We start from the raw sequence: 18,146 nt of genomic DNA, 5'->3' as shown, positions 1-18,146 counted from the left end.
TCACGGCCTCGCCAGCGGGTGGCGCCGCGATTGGTTTGCGCCCGGATTTCGTGTATCGTGGCGCCTTGCGCCTGCCCTCAGATGCGCTTCGGCCTGCCCGGTGGCCGATGATGTGGTGGGCCTGGCGCCTCAGAGAGCGAACCCGTCGAAGGACAACTCTTGGCCGCGCGCACCACTCCCGGTAAGTCCCGCATCTCTTTCGCAAAGATCCAGGAGCCGCTCGAGCTCCCGCAGCTCCTCTCCCTCCAGACCGACAGCTTCGACTGGCTCGTCGGCAACGACGCCCACAAGGCGCGCATCGCCGCCCGCAGGGAGGCCGGCGAGGACGCCTCCGAGAAGTCGGGCCTCGAGGAGATCTTCGAGGAGATCTCCCCGATCGAGGACTTCTCCGAGACCATGTCGCTGTCGTTCGAGAACCCGGTCTTCTACGACCCGAAGTACACCGTCGACGAGTGCAAGGAGAAGGACCTCACCTACTCCGCGCCGCTCTACGTCTCGGCCGAGTTCACCAACAACGAGACCGGTGAGATCAAGGGCCAGACGGTCTTCATGGGCGACTTCCCGCTCATGACCCCCAAGGGCACCTTCGTCATCAACGGCACCGAGCGGGTCGTCGTCTCCCAGCTGGTGCGCTCGCCCGGTGTCTACTTCGAGCGCGCGGCCGACAAGACCTCCGACAAGGACATCTACACCGCCAAGATGATCCCGAGCCGCGGTGCCTGGCTCGAGTTCGAGATCGACAAGCGCGACATCGTCGGCGTCCGCCTCGACCGCAAGCGCAAGCAGAACGTCACCGTGCTGCTCAAGGCGCTCGGTCTGGCCGAGGACGAGATCCGCCGCCAGTTCGGCAACTACGAGTCGATGATGCTGACCCTCGAGAAGGACAGCATCAACACCACCTCCGTCCGCGAGGACCTCACCAAGAAGCTGCGCCAGGAGCCCACCCAGGAGCAGGTCGACGCCGAGGTCCGCCGCCTCGCGCTGCTCGACATCTACCGCAAGCTGCGCCCGGGCGAGCCGCCGACGCCGGAGGCCGCGGAGACGCTGCTCAACAACTACTACTTCAACCCCAAGCGCTACGACCTGGCCAAGGTCGGCCGCTACAAGATCAACAAGAAGCTCGGCCTCGACCAGCCGTTCGACCAGCAGACCCTGACCCTCGAGGACATCCTCGCCGCGGTCCGGTTCATCGTGCAGCTGCACAACGGCGACGACCGGCTCGTCGACGGTGACGGCAACGAGGTGCTGGACGCCGACGGTCACCCGATGGAGATCGGCGCCGACGACATCGACCACTTCGGCAACCGCCGGATGCGCACGGTGGGCGAGCTGATCCAGAACCAGCTGCGCACCGGCCTGGCCCGCATGGAGCGGGTCGTCCGCGAGCGGATGACGACCCAGGACGTCGAGGCGATCACGCCGCAGTCGCTGATCAACATCCGCCCGGTCGTGGCGGCGCTGAAGGAGTTCTTCGGCACCTCGCAGCTCTCGCAGTTCATGGACCAGACCAACCCGATCGCGGGCCTGACCCACAAGCGCCGCCTCTCGGCGCTGGGCCCCCGGCGGCCTGTCGCGCGACCGCGCCGGCATGGAGGTCCGCGACGTCCACCCGTCGCACTACGGCCGGATGTGCCCGATCGAGACCCCTGAGGGTCCCAACATCGGTCTGATCGGCTCGCTGGCGTCCTACGGCCGGATCAACCCGTTCGGCTTCGTCGAGACGCCGTACCGCAAGGTCGCCGACGGTCAGGTCACCGACCAGGTCGACTACCTCACCGCCGACGACGAGGACCGCTACGTCATCGCGCAGGCCAACGCGGCGCTCGACGCCGAGGGCCGGTTCGTGGAGGAGCGGGTGCTGGTCCGCCAGCGCAACGGCGAGGTCTCGGAGATCTCCCGCGACGAGGTCGACTACATGGACGTCTCGCCGCGGCAGATGGTGTCGGTCGCGACCGCGCTGATCCCGTTCCTCGAGCACGACGACGCCAACCGTGCGCTGATGGGCGCCAACATGCAGCGCCAGGCCGTGCCGCTGATCCGCAGCGACAGCCCGATCGTCGGCACCGGCATCGAGTACCGCGCCGCGGTCGACGCCGGTGACGTGCTCGTGGCCGAGAAGGCCGGCGTGGTCAAGGACGTCTCCGCCGACCTGGTCGAGGTGATGAACGACGACGGCACCTACCAGACCTACAAGCTGGCGAAGTTCCGTCGCTCCAACCAGGGCACGTCGATCAACCAGCGGCCGCTGGTCTCGGCCGGCGACCGGCTCGAGGTGGGCTCGCCCATCGCCGACGGCCCGTGCACCGACAACGCCGAGATGGCGCTGGGCACCAACCTGCTCGTGGCGTTCATGCCGTGGGAGGGCCACAACTACGAGGACGCCATCATCCTCAGCCAGCGGCTGGTGCAGGAGGACGTCCTCACCTCGATCCACATCGAGGAGCACGAGGTCGACGCCCGCGACACCAAGCTGGGTCCGGAGGAGATCACCCGCGACATCCCGAACGTCAGCGAGGAGATGCTCGCCGACCTCGACGAGCGCGGCATCATCCGGATCGGCGCCGAGGTGACCACCGGTGACATCCTCGTCGGCAAGGTGACCCCCAAGGGCGAGACCGAGCTGACCCCCGAGGAGCGGCTGCTCCGCGCGATCTTCGGCGAGAAGGCGCGCGAGGTCCGCGACACCTCGATGAAGGTGCCGCACGGCGAGTCCGGCACCGTCATCGGCGTGCGGGTCTTCGACCGCGAGGAGGGCGACGAGCTGCCGCCGGGCGTCAACCAGCTGGTGCGCGTCTACGTCGCGCAGAAGCGGAAGATCTCGGTGGGCGACAAGCTCGCCGGCCGCCACGGCAACAAGGGCGTCATCGCCAAGATCCTGCCGGTCGAGGACATGCCGTTCATGGAGGACGGCACCCCGGTCGACGTGGTGCTCAACCCGCTGGGCGTGCCGCGACGGATGAACATCGGCCAGATCCTCGAGCTGCACCTCGGCTGGCTCGGCAAGCAGGGCTGGCACATCGACGCCGACCTGCAGGACGAGGACTGGGCCAAGCGGCTGATCGAGATCGGTGCCGAGAGCGCCGAGCCCGACACCAAGCTGGCGACGCCGGTGTTCGACGGCGCTCGCGAGGACGAGATCACCGGCCTGCTCGGCTCCACGCTGCCCAACCGCGACGGCGTGCGGATGATCGGCTCCGACGGCAAGGCCCGGCTCTTCGACGGCCGCTCCGGCGAGCCGTTCACGGACCCGGTGTCGGTGGGCTACATGTACATCCTCAAGCTCCACCACCTCGTCGACGACAAGATCCACGCGCGGTCGACCGGTCCGTACTCGATGATCACCCAGCAGCCGCTCGGCGGTAAGGCCCAGTTCGGTGGCCAGCGCTTCGGCGAGATGGAGGTCTGGGCGATGGAGGCCTACGGCGCCGCCTACGCCCTGCAGGAGCTGCTGACCATCAAGTCCGACGACGTGCCGGGCCGGGTCAAGGTCTACGAGGCGATCGTCAAGGGCGAGAACATCCCCGACTCCGGCATCCCGGAGTCGTTCAAGGTGCTCGTCAAGGAGATGCAGTCGCTCTGCCTCAACGTGGAGGTGCTGTCGCAGGACGGCACGGCCATCGAGATGCGCGACGCGGAGGAGGACGTCTTCCGCGCCGCCGAGGAGCTCGGCATCGACCTGTCCCGTCGCGAGCCGTCGTCCGTCGAAGAGGTGTGACGAGGAGCGGCCGGCGCGCCTCGTCGCGCCGGCCGCCCCGCCCCGCCCCCCATCACTGACTTTTTCAGAACTATCGAGGGAATCAGCCAAGTGCTCGACGTCAACTTCTTCGACCAGCTTCAGATCGGCCTGGCCACCGCGGACGACATCCGCACGTGGAGCCACGGCGAGGTCAAGAAGCCGGAGACCATCAACTACCGCACGCTCAAGCCCGAGCGTGACGGCCTCTTCTGCGAGAAGATCTTCGGTCCCACCCGGGACTGGGAGTGCTACTGCGGCAAGTACAAGCGGGTCCGCTTCAAGGGCATCATCTGCGAGCGCTGCGGCGTCGAGGTGACCCGCTCCAAGGTGCGCCGCGAGCGGATGGGCCACATCGAGCTCGCCGCCCCGGTGACCCACATCTGGTACTTCAAGGGCGTGCCCAGCCGGCTCGGCTACCTGCTCGACCTGGCGCCGAAGGACCTGGAGAAGGTCATCTACTTCGCCGCCTACATGATCACCAGCGTCGACGAGGACGCGCGCCACCGCGACCTCTCCTCGCTCGAGTCGAAGATCCAGATGCAGCGCGAGAACATCCAGAAGCGCCGCGACTCGATCGTCGAGGAGCGGGCGCAGAAGCTGGAGACCGACCTCGCCCAGCTCGAGGCCGAGGGTGCCAAGGCCGACCAGAAGCGCAAGGTCCGCGAGGGCGGCGAGCGCGAGATGGACAAGCTCCGCGCCCGGCACGACGCCGAGATCGCCCGGCTCGAGGAGGTCTGGGAGACCTTCAAGAACCTCAAGGTCCAGGACCTGATGGGCGACGAGGTCCTCTACCGCGAGCTGAAGACCTGGTTCGGCAAGTACTTCGAGGGCTACATGGGCGCCACGGCGATCCAGAAGCGCCTCGAGAACTTCGACATCGACGCCGAGGTCGCCTCGCTGCGCGACACGATCGCCAACGGCAAGGGCCAGCGCAAGGTCCGTGCCCTCAAGCGGCTCAAGGTCGTCGAGGCGTTCCGCAAGACCGGCAACAAGCCGCAGGGCATGGTGCTCGACGCGGTGCCGGTCATCCCGCCGGACCTGCGGCCGATGGTGCAGCTCGACGGTGGCCGCTTCGCGACCTCCGACCTCAACGACCTCTACCGCCGGGTCATCAACCGCAACAACCGGCTCAAGCGGCTGCTCGACCTCGGCGCGCCCGAGATCATCGTCAACAACGAGAAGCGGATGCTGCAGGAGGCCGTCGACTCGCTGTTCGACAACGGCCGCCGTGGCCGTCCGGTCACCGGCCCGGGCAACCGGCCGTTGAAGTCGCTGTCCGACATGCTCAAGGGCAAGCAGGGCCGGTTCCGCCAGAACCTGCTCGGCAAGCGCGTCGACTACTCCGGCCGGTCGGTCATCGTGTCGGGTCCGCAGCTCAAGCTGCACCAGTGCGGCCTGCCGAAGCAGATGGCGCTCGAGCTGTTCAAGCCGTTCGTGATGAAGCGGCTGGTCGACCTGTCGCACGCCCAGAACATCAAGTCCGCCAAGCGGATGGTCGAGCGGGCCCGCCCGGTCGTGTGGGACGTGCTGGAGGAGGTCATCACCGAGCACCCGGTGCTCCTCAACCGGGCGCCCACGCTGCACCGTCTCGGCATCCAGGCGTTCGAGCCGCAGCTGATCGAGGGCAAGGCGATCCAGATCCACCCGCTCGTCTGCACCGCGTTCAACGCGGACTTCGACGGCGACCAGATGGCGGTGCACCTGCCGCTGTCGGCCGAGGCCCAGGCCGAGGCGCGGATCCTGATGCTGTCGACCAACAACATCCTCAAGCCGTCCGACGGCCGGCCGGTCACCATGCCGACCCAGGACATGATCATCGGCCTCTACTTCCTCACCACCGAGCGTGAGGGCTCGGCCGGTGAGGGCCGGGTGTTCTCGTCGCCGGCCGAGGCGATCATGGCGTTCGACCGGGGCGAGATCACGCTGCAGAGCAAGGTCCGCATCCGGTTCACCGACGCGGTCGTGCAGGGCGTCGAGCCCGGCGAGCCGGTCACCATGGAGACCACCCTGGGCCGGGCGCTGTTCAACGACACCCTGCCCGCCGACTACCCGTACGTGAACTACGAGGTCGGCAAGAAGCAGCTCGGTCAGATCGTCAACGACCTCGCCGAGCGCTACGGCAAGGTCGAGGTCGCCGCGTCGCTCGACGCGCTCAAGGACACCGGCTTCCACTGGGCCACCCGGTCCGGCGTGACGGTGTCGATCGCCGACGTGACGACGCCGCCCAACAAGGCGGAGATCCTCGGCGAGTTCGAGGAGAAGGCTGCGAAGATCCAGAAGCAGTTCGAGCGCGGCCTGATCACCGACGACGAGCGTCGCCAGGAGCTCATCGAGATCTGGACCGAGGCCGGCAAGCTGGTCGGTGATGCGATGGAGGCGGCGTTCGACAAGACGAACCCGATCTTCATGCAGGTCATCTCCGGTGCCTCCGGAAACTTCAACCAGATCCGCCAGGTCGGCGCCATGCGTGGCCTGGTGGCGAACCCCAAGGGCGAGATCATCCCGCGGCCGATCAAGGCGAACTTCCGCGAGGGTCTCTCCGTGCTGGAGTACTTCATCTCCACCCACGGCGCCCGGAAGGGCCTGGCCGACACCGCGCTGCGCACCGCCGACTCGGGCTACCTGACCCGGCGCCTGGTCGACGTGTCGCAGGACGTCATCATCCGCGAGGACGACTGCGGCACCGAGCGCGGCCTGCCCAAGCGGATCGGTGTCCGCAACGAGGCGGGCGTGGTCCTCAAGGACGAGAACGTCGAGACCTCGGCGTACGCCCGGACCGCGGCGGTCGACATCACCCACCCCGACTCCGGGGAGGGTGCTCGCCTCCGCCGGCGACGACCTGGGTGACGTCAAGATCGCCGAGCTGATCGCCGCCGGCATCGAGGAGGTCGTGGTCCGCTCCGTGCTGACCTGCGACGCCCGCACCGGCACCTGCGCGAAGTGCTACGGCCGCTCGCTGGCGACCGGCAAGCTCGTCGACATCGGCGAGGCGGTCGGCATCATCGCCGCCCAGTCGATCGGTGAGCCCGGCACGCAGCTGACGATGCGGACCTTCCACACCGGTGGTGTGGCGTCGGCCGACGACATCACGCAGGGTCTGCCGCGTGTCGTCGAGCTGTTCGAGGCCCGCACGCCCAAGGGCGTCTCCCCGATCTCGGAGGTCGCCGGCCGGGTGCAGATCGAGGAGACCGACAAGGCCCGCAAGGTCCTGGTCACCCCCGACGACGGCAGCGACGTCAAGGAGTACGTCGTCTCCCGCCGCTCGCGGCTCCTCGTGGGCGACGGCGACCACATCGAGGTCGGCCAGATGCTCACGCAGGGCACCCCGGACCCGAAGGAGGTGCTGCGGATCCTCGGTGTCCGGCGGACCCAGCAGCACCTCGTCGACGAGGTCCAGGAGGTCTACCGGAGCCAGGGCGTGTCGATCCACGACAAGCACATCGAGATCATCGTGCGGCAGATGCTGCGCCGGATCACGGTGCTCGAGTCGGGCGACACCAACCTGCTGCCCTCCGACCTCACCGACCGGGTGCTCTTCGAGGAGGAGAACCGGCGCGTGGTGTCCGAGAGCGGCAAGCCGGCCTCGGGCCGCCCCGAGCTGATGGGCATCACCAAGGCGTCGCTCGCCACGGAGTCGTGGCTCTCGGCGGCCTCCTTCCAGGAGACCACCCGGGTGCTCACCGACGCCGCGATCAACGCGCGCTCCGACTCGCTCCGCGGGCTGAAGGAGAACGTGATCATCGGCAAGCTGATCCCCGCCGGCACCGGCCTGGAGCGTTACCGCAACATCCGGGTCGAGCCGACCGAGGAGGCGCGCGCCGCGGCCTACGCCGTCACCGGCTACGAGTCCTACGACTACGAGTTCGGCAGCGGCGGCGGCCAGGCGGTGGCCCTGGACGACTTCGACTTCGGTTCCTACCAGAACTGAGCGGAGCACGAAGGCCCTCCCGAGCACTGCTCGGGAGGGCCTTCGGCATCTCCGGGAGACCCCGACGCAGGCCGTGGCGCCCGGCGACGCCGGCGTAGGATCCCGGCGTGCCGACGCCGGAGCAGATCGTCAGCCACGACGCGGCGCCGCCGCCGCCGGGAGCGAGCCCGTGGGTGCAGGGTGCGGCGCCCCAGGTCGGCATCAGCATCGCCGACCCCGACCCCGCCTGGACGGAGTGGTACGCCGTCCTGGCCGACCGGGTCCGCGGTGCCCTCGGCTGGCGTGTGCTGGCGCTGGACCACGTCGGGTCGACGTCGGTGCCGGGACTGCCGGCGAAGCCGATCGTCGACGTGGACCTGGTGGTCGCCGACCCGGCCGACGAGGCGGCGTACGTGCCGGCTCTCGAGGCGGCCGGCTTCGTGCTCCGGGTCCGCGAGCCGTGGTGGTGGGAGCACCGCCTGCTGCGGCACGAGCAGCCGTGCTGCAACCTGCACGTGTTCGGCCCGGACGCGCCGGAGCCGTGGCGCAACCGCCTGTTCCGCGACTGGCTGGCCGGCAACCCCGACGACCTCGCCCTCTACCGCGAGACCAAGCTCGCGGCCGCGGAGGCGGCGAACGCGGCGGGGGAGCACGTGATGGAGTACAACGCCCGGAAGGCCCGGGTGATCCGTGAGATCTACGACCGGGCCTTCCGGGCGGCGGGTCTGCTGTCCGGGTGACGCGTCAGCGGCCGGTGACCGCGCTCCTGCCGAACGCGAGCCAGACGCCGGCCGGCACCAGGCCGAACACGGCGCCACCGGCGATGCCGGGCACCCCGGTGGCCAGGCAGCCGCCGAGCGCTGCCGTGGCGAGGAGCGCCGCGCAGGCGCCGAGCCCACGGGACACCAGCCGCTCGTGGAAGGCCATCCAGGCCAGGCCGTAGGCCGACGCGAGCAGCGGCACGAACGCGATGAAGGGGCTGAAGTCGGTGAGGATGAAGTAGTTGTAGAGCCCCTCCGCGTCGTAGGTGTCCTCCTCCGCGGCGCCGGGGAGGTAGTCGCCGAGCGCGCCGCGCCAGCCGTAGGCGAGGGTCACCAGGCCTGCCGTGGCGAGCACGCCGAACGAGACGACGGTGGCGCCGAGGGAGCCGGAGAAGCGGCGCTCCACCCGGTGTCGCCAGACCGCGGCCGTGATCAGCAGGAGCAGGGCGAGGAGGTAGCCGAGGGCGCCGGAGATCCGGTAGGGCAGCCAGTCGACGGCGAGCACGTCGGCAGCCTCGACCGGGTACTCGAAGTCCTCGATGCTGGTCTCGGGGCGGCCCTCGAGGAACAGCGCGACCAGGCCGAGGACGCCGCACGCGGTGATGAGCAGCGGCCAGGCGGCGAAGCGACGGGCGGGGGAGGGGGCGTCCGGGATGCCGGGCTCGGTGAGCGGTGAGGTGTTCGTCATGCGCCGAGCGTCGCGGCGCGCGCAGCCCGGGTGCCAGGTCGCCAGGGCCCGAGCTGCCGGGCACCCCGGCCGGGACGCGTCGGCGCGCGACCGCCCGGGTCAGTCCGTCTCGTCGCCGCCGAGCCCCGCCTCCCGGGCCCGGACGATCAGCTGCGCCCGGTCGGGGACGTCGAGCTTGGCGAGCACGCCGTAGACGTAGTTGCGGACGGTCTTGGCGCTGAGCACGAGGCGGCGGGCGATCGTGGCGTTGTCGTAGCCGCGGGCCACCAGGTCGACCACCTCGCGCTCGCGGTCGGTCAGCTCGGGGAACGGCACCGCGCCGCGGGTGCGGGCACCGGACAGGTAGACCGCGGCCCGCTGGGCGAGCTGCGGCCCCATCAGGAAGTCGCCGTTGGCGACCGACCGCACCGCCCGCTCGACCTCCTCCGGCGACGCGCCCTTGAGCAGGAAGCCGCGGGCACCGGCGCGGATCGAGGCGAACAGCGAGTCGTCGTCGCCCAGCATCGTCACGACGAGCACCCCGATCATCGGGTCGCGGCGCAGCAGCTCGCGGGTGGTCTCGACGCCGGAGTCGGCACCGAGGTCGAGGTCCATCAGCACGACGTCGGGCCGGTCGCGCTCGGCCGCGGCCAGCGCGTCCGCCCCGGTGGCGGCCTCGGCCACCAGCTCGACGTCGGGGAGGGTGCGCAGCAGCGCCGCCATCCCGAGGCGGAACACCGGGTGGTCGTCCACCACCAGGACCCTGATCGACCCGACCGCCGTCATGGGAGCACCATCGCCACCCGCGTCCCTCCCTGGTCGCCGTCGACCGTCACCGTGCCGCCGAGCTCCTCGGCGCGCTCCCCGCATCGACCGCATGCCGACGCCCGGCTCGACGCCGTCGCCGATGCCGCGGCCGTCGTCGCAGACCTCGAGCCGGACACCCCCGGCGGCCGGCAGCTCCAGCCGGACCAGGCAGCGGTGCGCCTCGGCGTGCCGCCACGCGTTGCGCACCGCCTCGGCCGCGACCTGGTAGACCACGACCTGGTGGATCCCGTCGAGCCGGTCGGCGTACGGCGCGTCCACGGAGACCGCGAACCGCGAGGTGGAGTGCCGCTCGGCCAGCAACCGGAGCGCCTCGCCGAGCCGGCCGTCGTCGAGGACCGGGGGCAGCAGGACCCGGGCCATCTGCCGCACGTCCTCCGCCCGCCGGGTCAGCTCCTCGCCCAGGCGGCGCAGCAGCACCGCGTCGTCGGGGCTCAGGGCGGACGTGTGGGGGACGGCGGCCAGGGCGAGGGCGGTGCCGGACAGGGCGGGCCCGAGCCCGTCGTGGAGCTCGCGGCGCAGCAGGCGTCGCTCCTCGTGCCGCACCTCGACCAGCCGCGCCCGCGCGCGCTCCAACGCCCGGTTGGTGTCGTCGAGCTGCGCCGCCACCGCCACCAGGCCCGAGATCTGGCGCAGCAGCCGGATGCTGCGCGGGTCGAGGCGCTCGCCGCGCGGAGCGGCGGCCGTGAGCACACCCGCGACGCGCCCGCCGGACCCGAGCTCGATCCGGACCGCCCGGCCGTCGGCGTCGGCGTCCCACCGCCCGGCACTGGCGACCGGGGTGCCGTGGAGGGCCACCGCCACGTGGCCGAGCCGCAGCGCGCGGCGCAGGCTCGCCAGCAGGCCCGCGAGCAGCGGACTGTCGTCGTCGGCCGCGTCGAGAGCGTGCGCCACCCGCTGGAGGAGCACCGAGGGGTCCGCGCCGGAGCCGAAGACCAGCCGCTCGACCTGCCGCTGCAGCAGGTCGCGCAGCGGCAGCACGGCGAGCGCCAGACCCGCCACCACGACCACACCGGAGGACTCCTCGTCCCACGGCGCGACCATGCTGAGGCCCCAGACCGCGAGCACGTAGGCGGCCACGAGACTGGCCGTGAGCAGGGCCCAGACGAGCGTCCGCGAGACGGCGAGGTCGACCCGCCACGAGGTCTGGCGGCGGATGAGGACGAAGACCGACGCGGGCAGCATCACCTCCGCGAGGAAGATCAGCGCGACACCGGCGAGCAGCCACCGGCCCTCGCGGCTCAGCCCGATCTCGAACGCCAGGTAGCCCACGGCGACCAGGACGTGGGCGCCCAGGAACCACGCGAGGCCGCGGCGCTCCCGCTCCGTGCCGCTGCGCAGCCGGAACGCCAGCCGCGCGACGACCAGCAGGCCCAGCATGAAGTAGACCGGGATCAGCCAGCCGTCGACGTCGTGGGCGAGGCCGGCGAGCCGGGTGCCGCCGGTGATCGGGTTGGGTGGGGGCGCCCTCGACCTGCAGCAGCATCCGCAGCGTGGTGGCGAGCAGCACGACCGCCGCCCCGGCGAGCGCCGCTCCGCGGGCGCCCCGGCCGGGCCGCCCCGGCGTGAGCAGCCACGGCAGCACGAGCAGCGAGAGCAGCGTGGCCGTCGTCCATCCGGTCACGGTGACCGGGTTCGACCACGCCTCACCGGCCAGGCCCGGGTGAGCCGTCGCCAGCAGGGTCCAGGCGATGGCGGCCGCGGTGACGCCGTACCCCCACCCGATGGCGAGGAACACCCAGCCGACGGCGTGCCGGCTGCGGGCGACGACCAGCGCACCGACCGGGCCGTAGACCATGCTGATCACCAGGTCGAGCGGAGCCAGCTCGCGGCGGATCTCGTACGCCGGGTCGGGGGTCCCGGCCGTCAGCAGCAGGGCGACGAGCGTGGCCAGCGCCAGCCCGACGAGCGCGACGCCGAGACCGACGGCGACGCGCTCCTGGGCCTGTCGCCGGCCGGCCGGTGCTGCTGACACCGGCACATCATGGCCGCTGGCGCGGCCCGAGGTGGCGGGTTCGCGGTCCTGAACATCCGGGACGGTGCCTGCGGTCGGCGGGGTGTCCGGAGGTGACGTGACGGGCATAACCTCCACTTGTCGGGCAAAGCAATGCCGGACATGTTGAGGTTTCCCCGGCCGGCCGGGGGAAACCTCACGCCGCGCGCGAGCCCACCAGCCCCACCAGCCCCCTCAGCACCACCGCCGCACGCCGTCCCGTGCGGGCGCGCGGTCGCGGGACACGGCGGCGACCCGGTCGCCATGGGTGCGCGGTACGCGCCGGGGAGGAGTCAGGCGGGCGGGCGACCGAAGTCGACCGCCGTCCGCACCGGCTCGGGCGCGCGCTCGGCGATCGCGGCGTCGGGGGTGGGCGCCGAGCGCGTCGTTGACCGTCGAGAACGTCACGCGCAGCGCCGCGTAGAGCGTGAGGCCCAGGATCGCGCGGTCGGTGAAGCCGGCCCGCCGCAGCGCATCGACGTCGCCGGCGGTGGCCTCCTGCGGCCGCGTCGCGAGCTGCCGCGCCCAGTGGACGAGCGCCACCTCGCCGTCGTCGAGCCCGGCCGGGCGCTCCTCGCCCGTGATCACGCCCGCCGCGCTCTCCGGCGGCAGCTGCCGGCTGAACTTGGTGCCCCACGCCAGCGGGCAGTACGAGCTCCGGCGCGCGCCGGAGGTCGCCAGCACCAGCAGCGCCCGCTGCCGCACCGACAACCCACCCACGGCCGCCGCGTGTGCCGCGAGCGCGAACAGGTCGTCGTGCGACTGCGGGTCGTGCGCCCAGAGGCGCGACAGGTTCATCTCGAACCCCCAGGTCGCGCGGTCCTCCGCGAACAACGCCGCTGCGCCGTCGGAGTCCGGTGCCGGGCCGAGGAAGGTCTCCATGTCGGAACGGTAGGCGGCCGGGCGGCGACGTGACGGGCGAAACCTCCACTTGTCGGGCAAAGCAATGCCGGACATGTTGAGGTTTCCCCGGCCGGCCGGGGAAACCTCACGCCGCGCGCGAGCCCACCAGCCCCACCAGCCCCCTCAGCACCACCGCCGCACGCCGTCCGGCGTGAGAGCGCGGTCGCGGAGCACGACGGCGACCCGGTCGCCGTGGGTGCGGCAGGCGCGGCGGAAGTCGGCGCGGCGGTACTCGACGACGAGCACGCGGCCGCCGTACGACGCCACGTAGCGGCCGCACTCGTCGTAGCGGCCGCACTCCTCGGCGATGGCGAAGTCGAAGCCGAGGCGGCTGCCGTCGAGCTCGGCCCAGTTCTTCTGCGCGACGGCGAGTCCCGCGCGGTGGGCGCGGCGGACGAGGAGCCGGGCGAAGGCCTTGGCGTGTCGCTGCTTCACCAGGCCGCGGCTGCGGGCGAAGGAGTCGAGGTTGTCGAGCTCGACGGCGTCGAAGCCGTCGCGCGCGCAGCCGGTCATCCAGCGGCCGACGATCCCGGCGAGCCGCTAGCCGCTTGCGCGGGGTCCGGATGTCGAGCAGCCACTCGCCCCAGGCCTCGTCGAGGACGGGCCGGCCGTCGCGCTTGAGCACGAGTGCCGAGCGCTGGCGCCAGAACCGGCGCTCGTCGGGCTGGGTCTGGAAGCCGTTGACGTAGCAGACGTCGTAGCGGCCGGTCGGGCGGGCGTTGCGGTCGCGCACCACGACACCGACGCGGGCGGCGGGCGGTGCGGCGCCACCGAGCTGGTAGTCCACGTCGACGTCGGCCGGCGGCGGCGTGACCCGCTCGGAGCCGGAGGCGGGCCCCGGGGCGGGCGTCGGGGCCGGCGCGGGCGTGAGGGTCAGCGCGACGGTCAGGACGAGGGCGGCGATCATGCGGACAGTCTGCCCGGGGCGGGCCGGTCCGGCCGCGGCGACGCCCGGCTGAGACAATCCGGGCATGGAGGTCACGACGCCGCAGCGCACCGACGTGCTCGTCGTCGGCGCGGGTCCCGCCGGGTCCGCGGCGGCGGCGTGGGCGGCGCGTCTCGGCGCGGACGTGGTCCTCGCGGACGCTGCCGTGTTCCCCCCGCGACAAGACCTGCGGCGACGGCCTCACCCCGCGGGCGATCGGCGAGCTCGAGCGGCTCGGACTCACCGACTGGGTCCGTGCCCACACCGTCAACGGCGGCCTGCGCGCCCACGGCTTCGGCCAGACGCTGCACCTGCGGTGGCCCGGGGGCAGCCTGCCCGACTGGGGCAGCGCGGTGGCCCGCACCGAGCTCGACGACCACCTGCGCACGACCGCGCTGAAGTCCGGTGCGACCGGCGTCGACGGCGCCCGTGCCGTCGACGCCCGCGTCGAGGGCGGCCGGGTGGTCGCCGTCGTCTTCGAGCGTGGCGGCCGCGGCGGGGAGCGGTTCGAGATCCGCTGCGAGCGGCTGGTCGTCGCCGACGGCGTGCGCTCGCCGCTGGGCAAGGTGCTCGGCCGCACGTGGCACCGGGACACGGTCTACGGCGTCGCCGGCCGCTGCTACGTCACCTCGGCGACCCACGCCGACGACCCGTGGATCAGCTCGCACCTGGAGCTGCGTGGCGAGCAGGGCGAGATCCTGTCGGGCTACGGCTGGATCTTCCCCCTCGGCCCGGGCGGGGTCGAGGGCGCCGGCGGGGTCAACCTCGGCGTCGGCACCCTCGCGACCGCGAAGCGGCCGGCCGACGTGGCGATCAAGCCGCTCATGCGGTTCTACGCCGACGAGCGGCGCGAGGAGTTCGGGCTCGGCGACGAGCTGCGGATGCCGACCTCCGCGCTGCTGCCGATGGGCGGCGCGGTCACCGGCGTGGCCGGTCCCAACTGGGCGCTGATCGGCGACGCCGCGGCCTGCGTCAACCCGCTCAACGGCGAGGGCATCGACTACGGCCTCGAGACCGGCCGGCTGGTCGCCGAGCTGATGGCCGAGCGGCCCGGCGCCGACCTGGCCGCGGTCTGGCCGGCGCTGCTGCGCGACCACTACGGCGAGGCGTTCTCGATCGCGCGCCGGCTGGCCGGGCTGGTGACGGTGCCGCGGCTGCTGCCGTCGCTCGGACCGGTCGGCATGCGCTCCGACCTGCTGATGACGCTGGCGCTGCGCTGGATGGGCAACCTGGTGACCGACGAGGACCGCGACCGCGCCGCGCGGGTCTGGCGCTGGGCCGGTCGCCGGTCGATCGCGCGCGACCACCGACCACCGTTCTCCTGACGCACCCACGACCGGTCCGTCGGGAGGACCGGGATCCGTAGGCTGGGTGAGAGGAGGACGAGATGACGCAGCGGGTGCAGCGGTTGGCGGCGTACGCCGTGATCGTCCGTGGCGACCGGATCCTCCTCAGCCGGCTGTCGACGCGGGTGACCCAGCAGGAGCTGTGGACCCTGCCCGGCGGCGGGATCGACCACGGTGAGGACCCGCGCGCCGCCGTCGTGCGCGAGGTGTTCGAGGAGACCGGGTTGCGCGCGCAGGTCGGCGAGACCGCACACGTCTTCTCGCTGCACCTCTCCGACACCTGGCGCCGCGGCCGCCGGGTCGACGCCCACTCGGTCAGGATCGTGTACGACGGCTGGGTGCCGCCGGACTCGCCCGAGCCGCAGGTGCAGGAGGTCGACGGGTCGACCGCCGAGGCGGCGTGGCAGCCGATCGCGAAGGTGCTCGACGGGTCGCTGCCGACGGTGAGCCTGGTGAGCGACGCGCTGGCCGTGCACCAGCCGCACCAGCACCAGCGGGTCGCCGCCTACGCCTACGTCGAGCGCGACGGGGCGCTGCTGCTCACCCGGATCTCGCCGCTCGGCGTGGGCCCGGGCACCTGGACGCTGCCCGGAGGCGGCATCGACCACGGCGAGGCCCCGCAGGACACGGTGCGCCGCGAGCTGCGGGAGGAGTGCGGCCTCGAGGGCGAGGTCGGTGAGCTGCTCACCGTCCACGACGTGCACTTCACCGGCACCGCACCCACCGGCCGCAACGAGGACTTCCACGGCATCCACCTGGTCCACCGCGCCACGGTGCCCGACGGCGTCGAGCCCCGGGTGGTCGAGGAGGACGGCACCACCGACGCCGTCGCCTGGGTGCCCCTCACCGACATCGCGGAGGGCCGGCTCCCGGTCTACGACGTCGTTCGTGCCGCCATCGACGCCGACCAGCGCCGACGAGCGCAGTCGTCAGGGTCAGCGTGACCTCCAGGTCACCCTCACTCTGACGACCGCTACCTTGGCCCGATGAGCGAGACGGTCTTCACCTACGCGGCACCGGGGCTCAAGTTCGGGAGGGGCGCCGCCCAGGAGGTCGGGTACGACGTCGCCTCGTGGGGCGCCCGGCGGGTGCTGCTCGTGACCGACCCCGGCGTCGCGGCGGTGGGCCACGCCGCCACCGTCGGCGACGCGCTGGTGCGGCACGGGCTCGCGGTGACGACGTACGACCGGGTGCGGGTGGAGCCGACCGACGCCTCGCTGACCGACGCCGTCGACCACGCCCGGCAGGAGGGGCCGTTCGACGCCGTCGTCGCCGTCGGCGGTGGCTCGGCGATCGACACCGCGAAGGCGGTGGCGCTGTTGGTGACCAACCCCGGCGAGCTGATGGACTACGTCAACGCGCCGGTCGGCAAGGCGCGCGCCCCCGAGCAGCCGCTGCTGCCCCTGGTCGCCGTGCCGACCACGACCGGCACCGGCAGCGAGAGCACCACGATCTGCGTGCTCGACGTGCTGGCGCTCAAGGTCAAGACCGGCATCAGCCACCCGGCGCTGCGGCCCCGGCTGGCCGTGGTCGACCCGTCGCTGAGCGCGACGCAGCCGCCGCTGGTCACCGCTGCGTCGGGGATGGACATCCTCTGCCACGCGCTGGAGAGCTACACCGCCCGGTGGTACGCCGACTTCGACGCCAAGACGCCCGAGCAGCGGGTGCCCTACTGCGGCGCCAACCCGATCGCCGACCTCTGGTCCGAGCGGGCGCTCGGCCTGCTGGCGGGCGCGTTCCGGCGGGCGGTGCGGGTCGGGGGGGATGGAGCCCGAGGTCGCCGAGCAGATGGCGATGGCCGCCACCTTCGCCGGCCTGGGCTTCGGCAACGCCGGAGTGCACATCCCGCACGCCAACGCCTACCCGATCGCCGGCCGGGTCCGTGAGTTCCGGCCGGCCGACTACCCGGCCGACGAGCCGATCGTGCCGCACGGGATGGCCGTGGGCCTGACCGCGCCGGCGGCGTTCGGCTTCACGTTCGACGCCGCGCCGGAGCGGCACCTGCGCGCGGCCCGGCTCCTCGACCCGACGGCCGAGGGGAACGGTCCGGACGTTCTCCCGGGCGTCCTGCGGACGCTGATGCGCGACGTCGGCCTGCCCAACGGGCTCGCCGAGGTCGGCTACGGCTCGGACGACGTCGACGACCTGGTCGCCGGCGCGCTCCAGCAGCAACGGCTGCTCGCGACCGCCCCGAAGCCGGTCGGCGCCGACGACCTCGCCGGGATCGTCGGCGGGTCGATGGAGCACTGGTGAGGGCGGTCGGCCCGCAGGCGGTTTCCTGACGCACCCGGCCCCGGCCTCTGCGTGAGAGGCCGGGGCCGGGATGTGCCGGTCACCGGCGAGAACACCTAGTGGGTGCCGACCCGGTTGCGGACGACCAGGGAGGCCGTAGCGGTCGGCGTTGCCGACCGCGTGCACCTGGTAGGCGCGGCCCGGGCGCAGGACGAGCTCCCGCGGCCCGATCACCGCCTGGCGCGAGCCGGGGAGGGTGACCTTGACGCGGTACGTGCCGGCCGGGACGGTCAGGGTCCGCTCGTCCCGCCACGTGAACCGCTCGCCTCCGATCAGCTTCGTCCGGCCGGCCCAGACGTTCACCGCGGGGGCCTGGGCGGCGTGCCGCACGGTGATCCGCGCCGTGCCGCGCTCGGTCGGTCGCACCTTGTCGGTGAACGCCGGCAGCGCGGGCGCCCCGGACGGCCGCAGCGCCGCGAGCAGGGTGTAGCTCTTGTTCGCCCGCAGGTGCAGCCGCTCGTCGAGCACGGCGGTCCCGGAGCAGCGGTCGCCGGCAGCGACGACCTGCACCCGGTGGCGCCCGGCGGGCAGGGCGACGCCCTTGACCCGCTCGCGGAAGCGGAAGTCGCGGATGGCCTTGTCGCCGTCCACGCACACGTCGACCGCGACGCCCGGGATGCCGTGCGCCACGGTGACCGTCGCGGTGCGGGCGGCCGCCCCGGCGGGCTCGGCCTGGAGGGCGCCGGCCGCGGCGACCGCCGTGACGGTCAGTCCGAGCGCCGTCCGCCACCAGCCGCGCCGCCGCGTGCCCTGCCGCCGGCCCGGGCCGGCGTTCACGTTGTCCATCGGAT

11 protein-coding genes and 3 pseudogenes are annotated in these 18,146 nt (G+C 72.4%); 10 read left to right on the top strand and 4 right to left on the bottom strand.

The window, feature by feature from the left end; genetic code table 11:
- The first annotated feature begins 159 nt into the window (after nucleotides 1-159).
- The 3 genes and pseudogenes from MF408_RS06370 (at nucleotide 160) to MF408_RS06355 (ending at nucleotide 8,383) form a co-directional block, all read left to right on the top strand.
- A pseudogene (locus MF408_RS06370) lies at nucleotides 160-3,715 on the top strand (DNA-directed RNA polymerase subunit beta).
- A gap of 90 nt (nucleotides 3,716-3,805) precedes the next feature.
- Nucleotides 3,806-7,664, top strand: a pseudogene (locus MF408_RS06365) (DNA-directed RNA polymerase subunit beta').
- A gap of 107 nt (nucleotides 7,665-7,771) precedes the next feature.
- Nucleotides 7,772-8,383 (top strand): GrpB family protein, encoded by a 612-nt coding sequence (locus tag MF408_RS06355; protein WP_240250705.1) that lies wholly within the window; start codon nucleotides 7,772-7,774, stop codon nucleotides 8,381-8,383.
- Between the two features lie 4 nt (nucleotides 8,384-8,387).
- Here MF408_RS06355 and MF408_RS06350 read toward each other — a convergent pair whose 3' ends face one another.
- Together MF408_RS06350 and MF408_RS06345 are read right to left on the bottom strand one after the other, a co-directional pair.
- Nucleotides 8,388-9,092, bottom strand: coding sequence for a hypothetical protein (locus MF408_RS06350; RefSeq protein ID WP_240250704.1), 705 nt, complete (start codon nucleotides 9,090-9,092; stop codon nucleotides 8,388-8,390).
- 99 nt (nucleotides 9,093-9,191) lie between these two features.
- Complete coding sequence (locus MF408_RS06345; protein WP_240250703.1) at nucleotides 9,192-11,276, bottom strand: response regulator transcription factor family protein; 2,085 nt, start codon at nucleotides 11,274-11,276, stop codon at nucleotides 9,192-9,194.
- A gap of 64 nt (nucleotides 11,277-11,340) precedes the next feature.
- On the opposite strand from MF408_RS06345, the gene MF408_RS06340 reads away from it, so the two are divergent.
- Nucleotides 11,341-11,868 (top strand): hypothetical protein, encoded by a 528-nt coding sequence (locus tag MF408_RS06340; protein ID WP_240250702.1) that lies wholly within the window; start codon nucleotides 11,341-11,343, stop codon nucleotides 11,866-11,868.
- 216 nt (nucleotides 11,869-12,084) lie between these two features.
- Here the strand turns inward: MF408_RS06340 and MF408_RS06335 are convergent, their stop codons facing one another.
- Nucleotides 12,085-12,771, bottom strand: coding sequence for a hypothetical protein (locus MF408_RS06335; protein WP_240250701.1), 687 nt, complete (start codon nucleotides 12,769-12,771; stop codon nucleotides 12,085-12,087).
- Between the two features lie 144 nt (nucleotides 12,772-12,915).
- On the bottom strand, nucleotides 12,916-13,320 hold the full coding sequence (locus MF408_RS06330; RefSeq protein WP_275693446.1) for an endo alpha-1,4 polygalactosaminidase: 405 nt from the start codon (nucleotides 13,318-13,320) through the stop codon (nucleotides 12,916-12,918).
- A 443-nt stretch (nucleotides 13,321-13,763) separates the two neighbouring features.
- On the opposite strand from MF408_RS06330, the pseudogene MF408_RS25075 reads away from it, so the two are divergent.
- The 6 genes and pseudogenes from MF408_RS25075 to MF408_RS06305 all read left to right on the top strand — a co-directional run.
- Nucleotides 13,764-13,835 (top strand): annotated as a pseudogene (locus MF408_RS25075) (hypothetical protein); the annotation flags it as partial.
- A 43-nt stretch (nucleotides 13,836-13,878) separates the two neighbouring features.
- The gene (locus MF408_RS06325) at nucleotides 13,879-15,042 is read left to right on the top strand and encodes an FAD-dependent monooxygenase (protein WP_345893918.1); all 1,164 of its coding nucleotides are present in this window, start codon (nucleotides 13,879-13,881) and stop codon (nucleotides 15,040-15,042) included.
- Between the two features lie 62 nt (nucleotides 15,043-15,104).
- Entirely contained in the window at nucleotides 15,105-16,007 is a 903-nt protein-coding gene (locus tag MF408_RS06320; protein ID WP_240250699.1) for an NUDIX domain-containing protein, read from the top strand.
- Between the two features lie 42 nt (nucleotides 16,008-16,049).
- Nucleotides 16,050-16,949: an iron-containing alcohol dehydrogenase gene (locus MF408_RS06315; RefSeq protein ID WP_240250698.1), complete on the top strand. Its 900-nt coding sequence runs from the start codon at nucleotides 16,050-16,052 to the stop codon at nucleotides 16,947-16,949.
- Nucleotides 16,858-17,316, top strand: a complete 459-nt coding sequence (locus MF408_RS06310; RefSeq protein ID WP_240250697.1) for an iron-containing alcohol dehydrogenase — start codon at nucleotides 16,858-16,860, stop codon at nucleotides 17,314-17,316. The genes MF408_RS06315 and MF408_RS06310 overlap by 92 nt, the downstream gene beginning before the upstream one ends.
- 292 nt (nucleotides 17,317-17,608) lie before the next feature.
- The gene (locus tag MF408_RS06305; protein WP_240250696.1) at nucleotides 17,609-17,785 is read left to right on the top strand and encodes a hypothetical protein; all 177 of its coding nucleotides are present in this window, start codon (nucleotides 17,609-17,611) and stop codon (nucleotides 17,783-17,785) included.
- Nucleotides 17,786-18,146 lie beyond the last annotated feature (361 nt).

Source organism: Nocardioides sp. TF02-7, from assembly GCF_022437945.1.
GTDB lineage: Bacteria > Actinomycetota > Actinomycetes > Propionibacteriales > Nocardioidaceae > Nocardioides.
The sequence above is the reverse complement of the archived record's forward strand: the minus strand, read 5'-3'. Positions and strand labels throughout refer to the sequence as shown.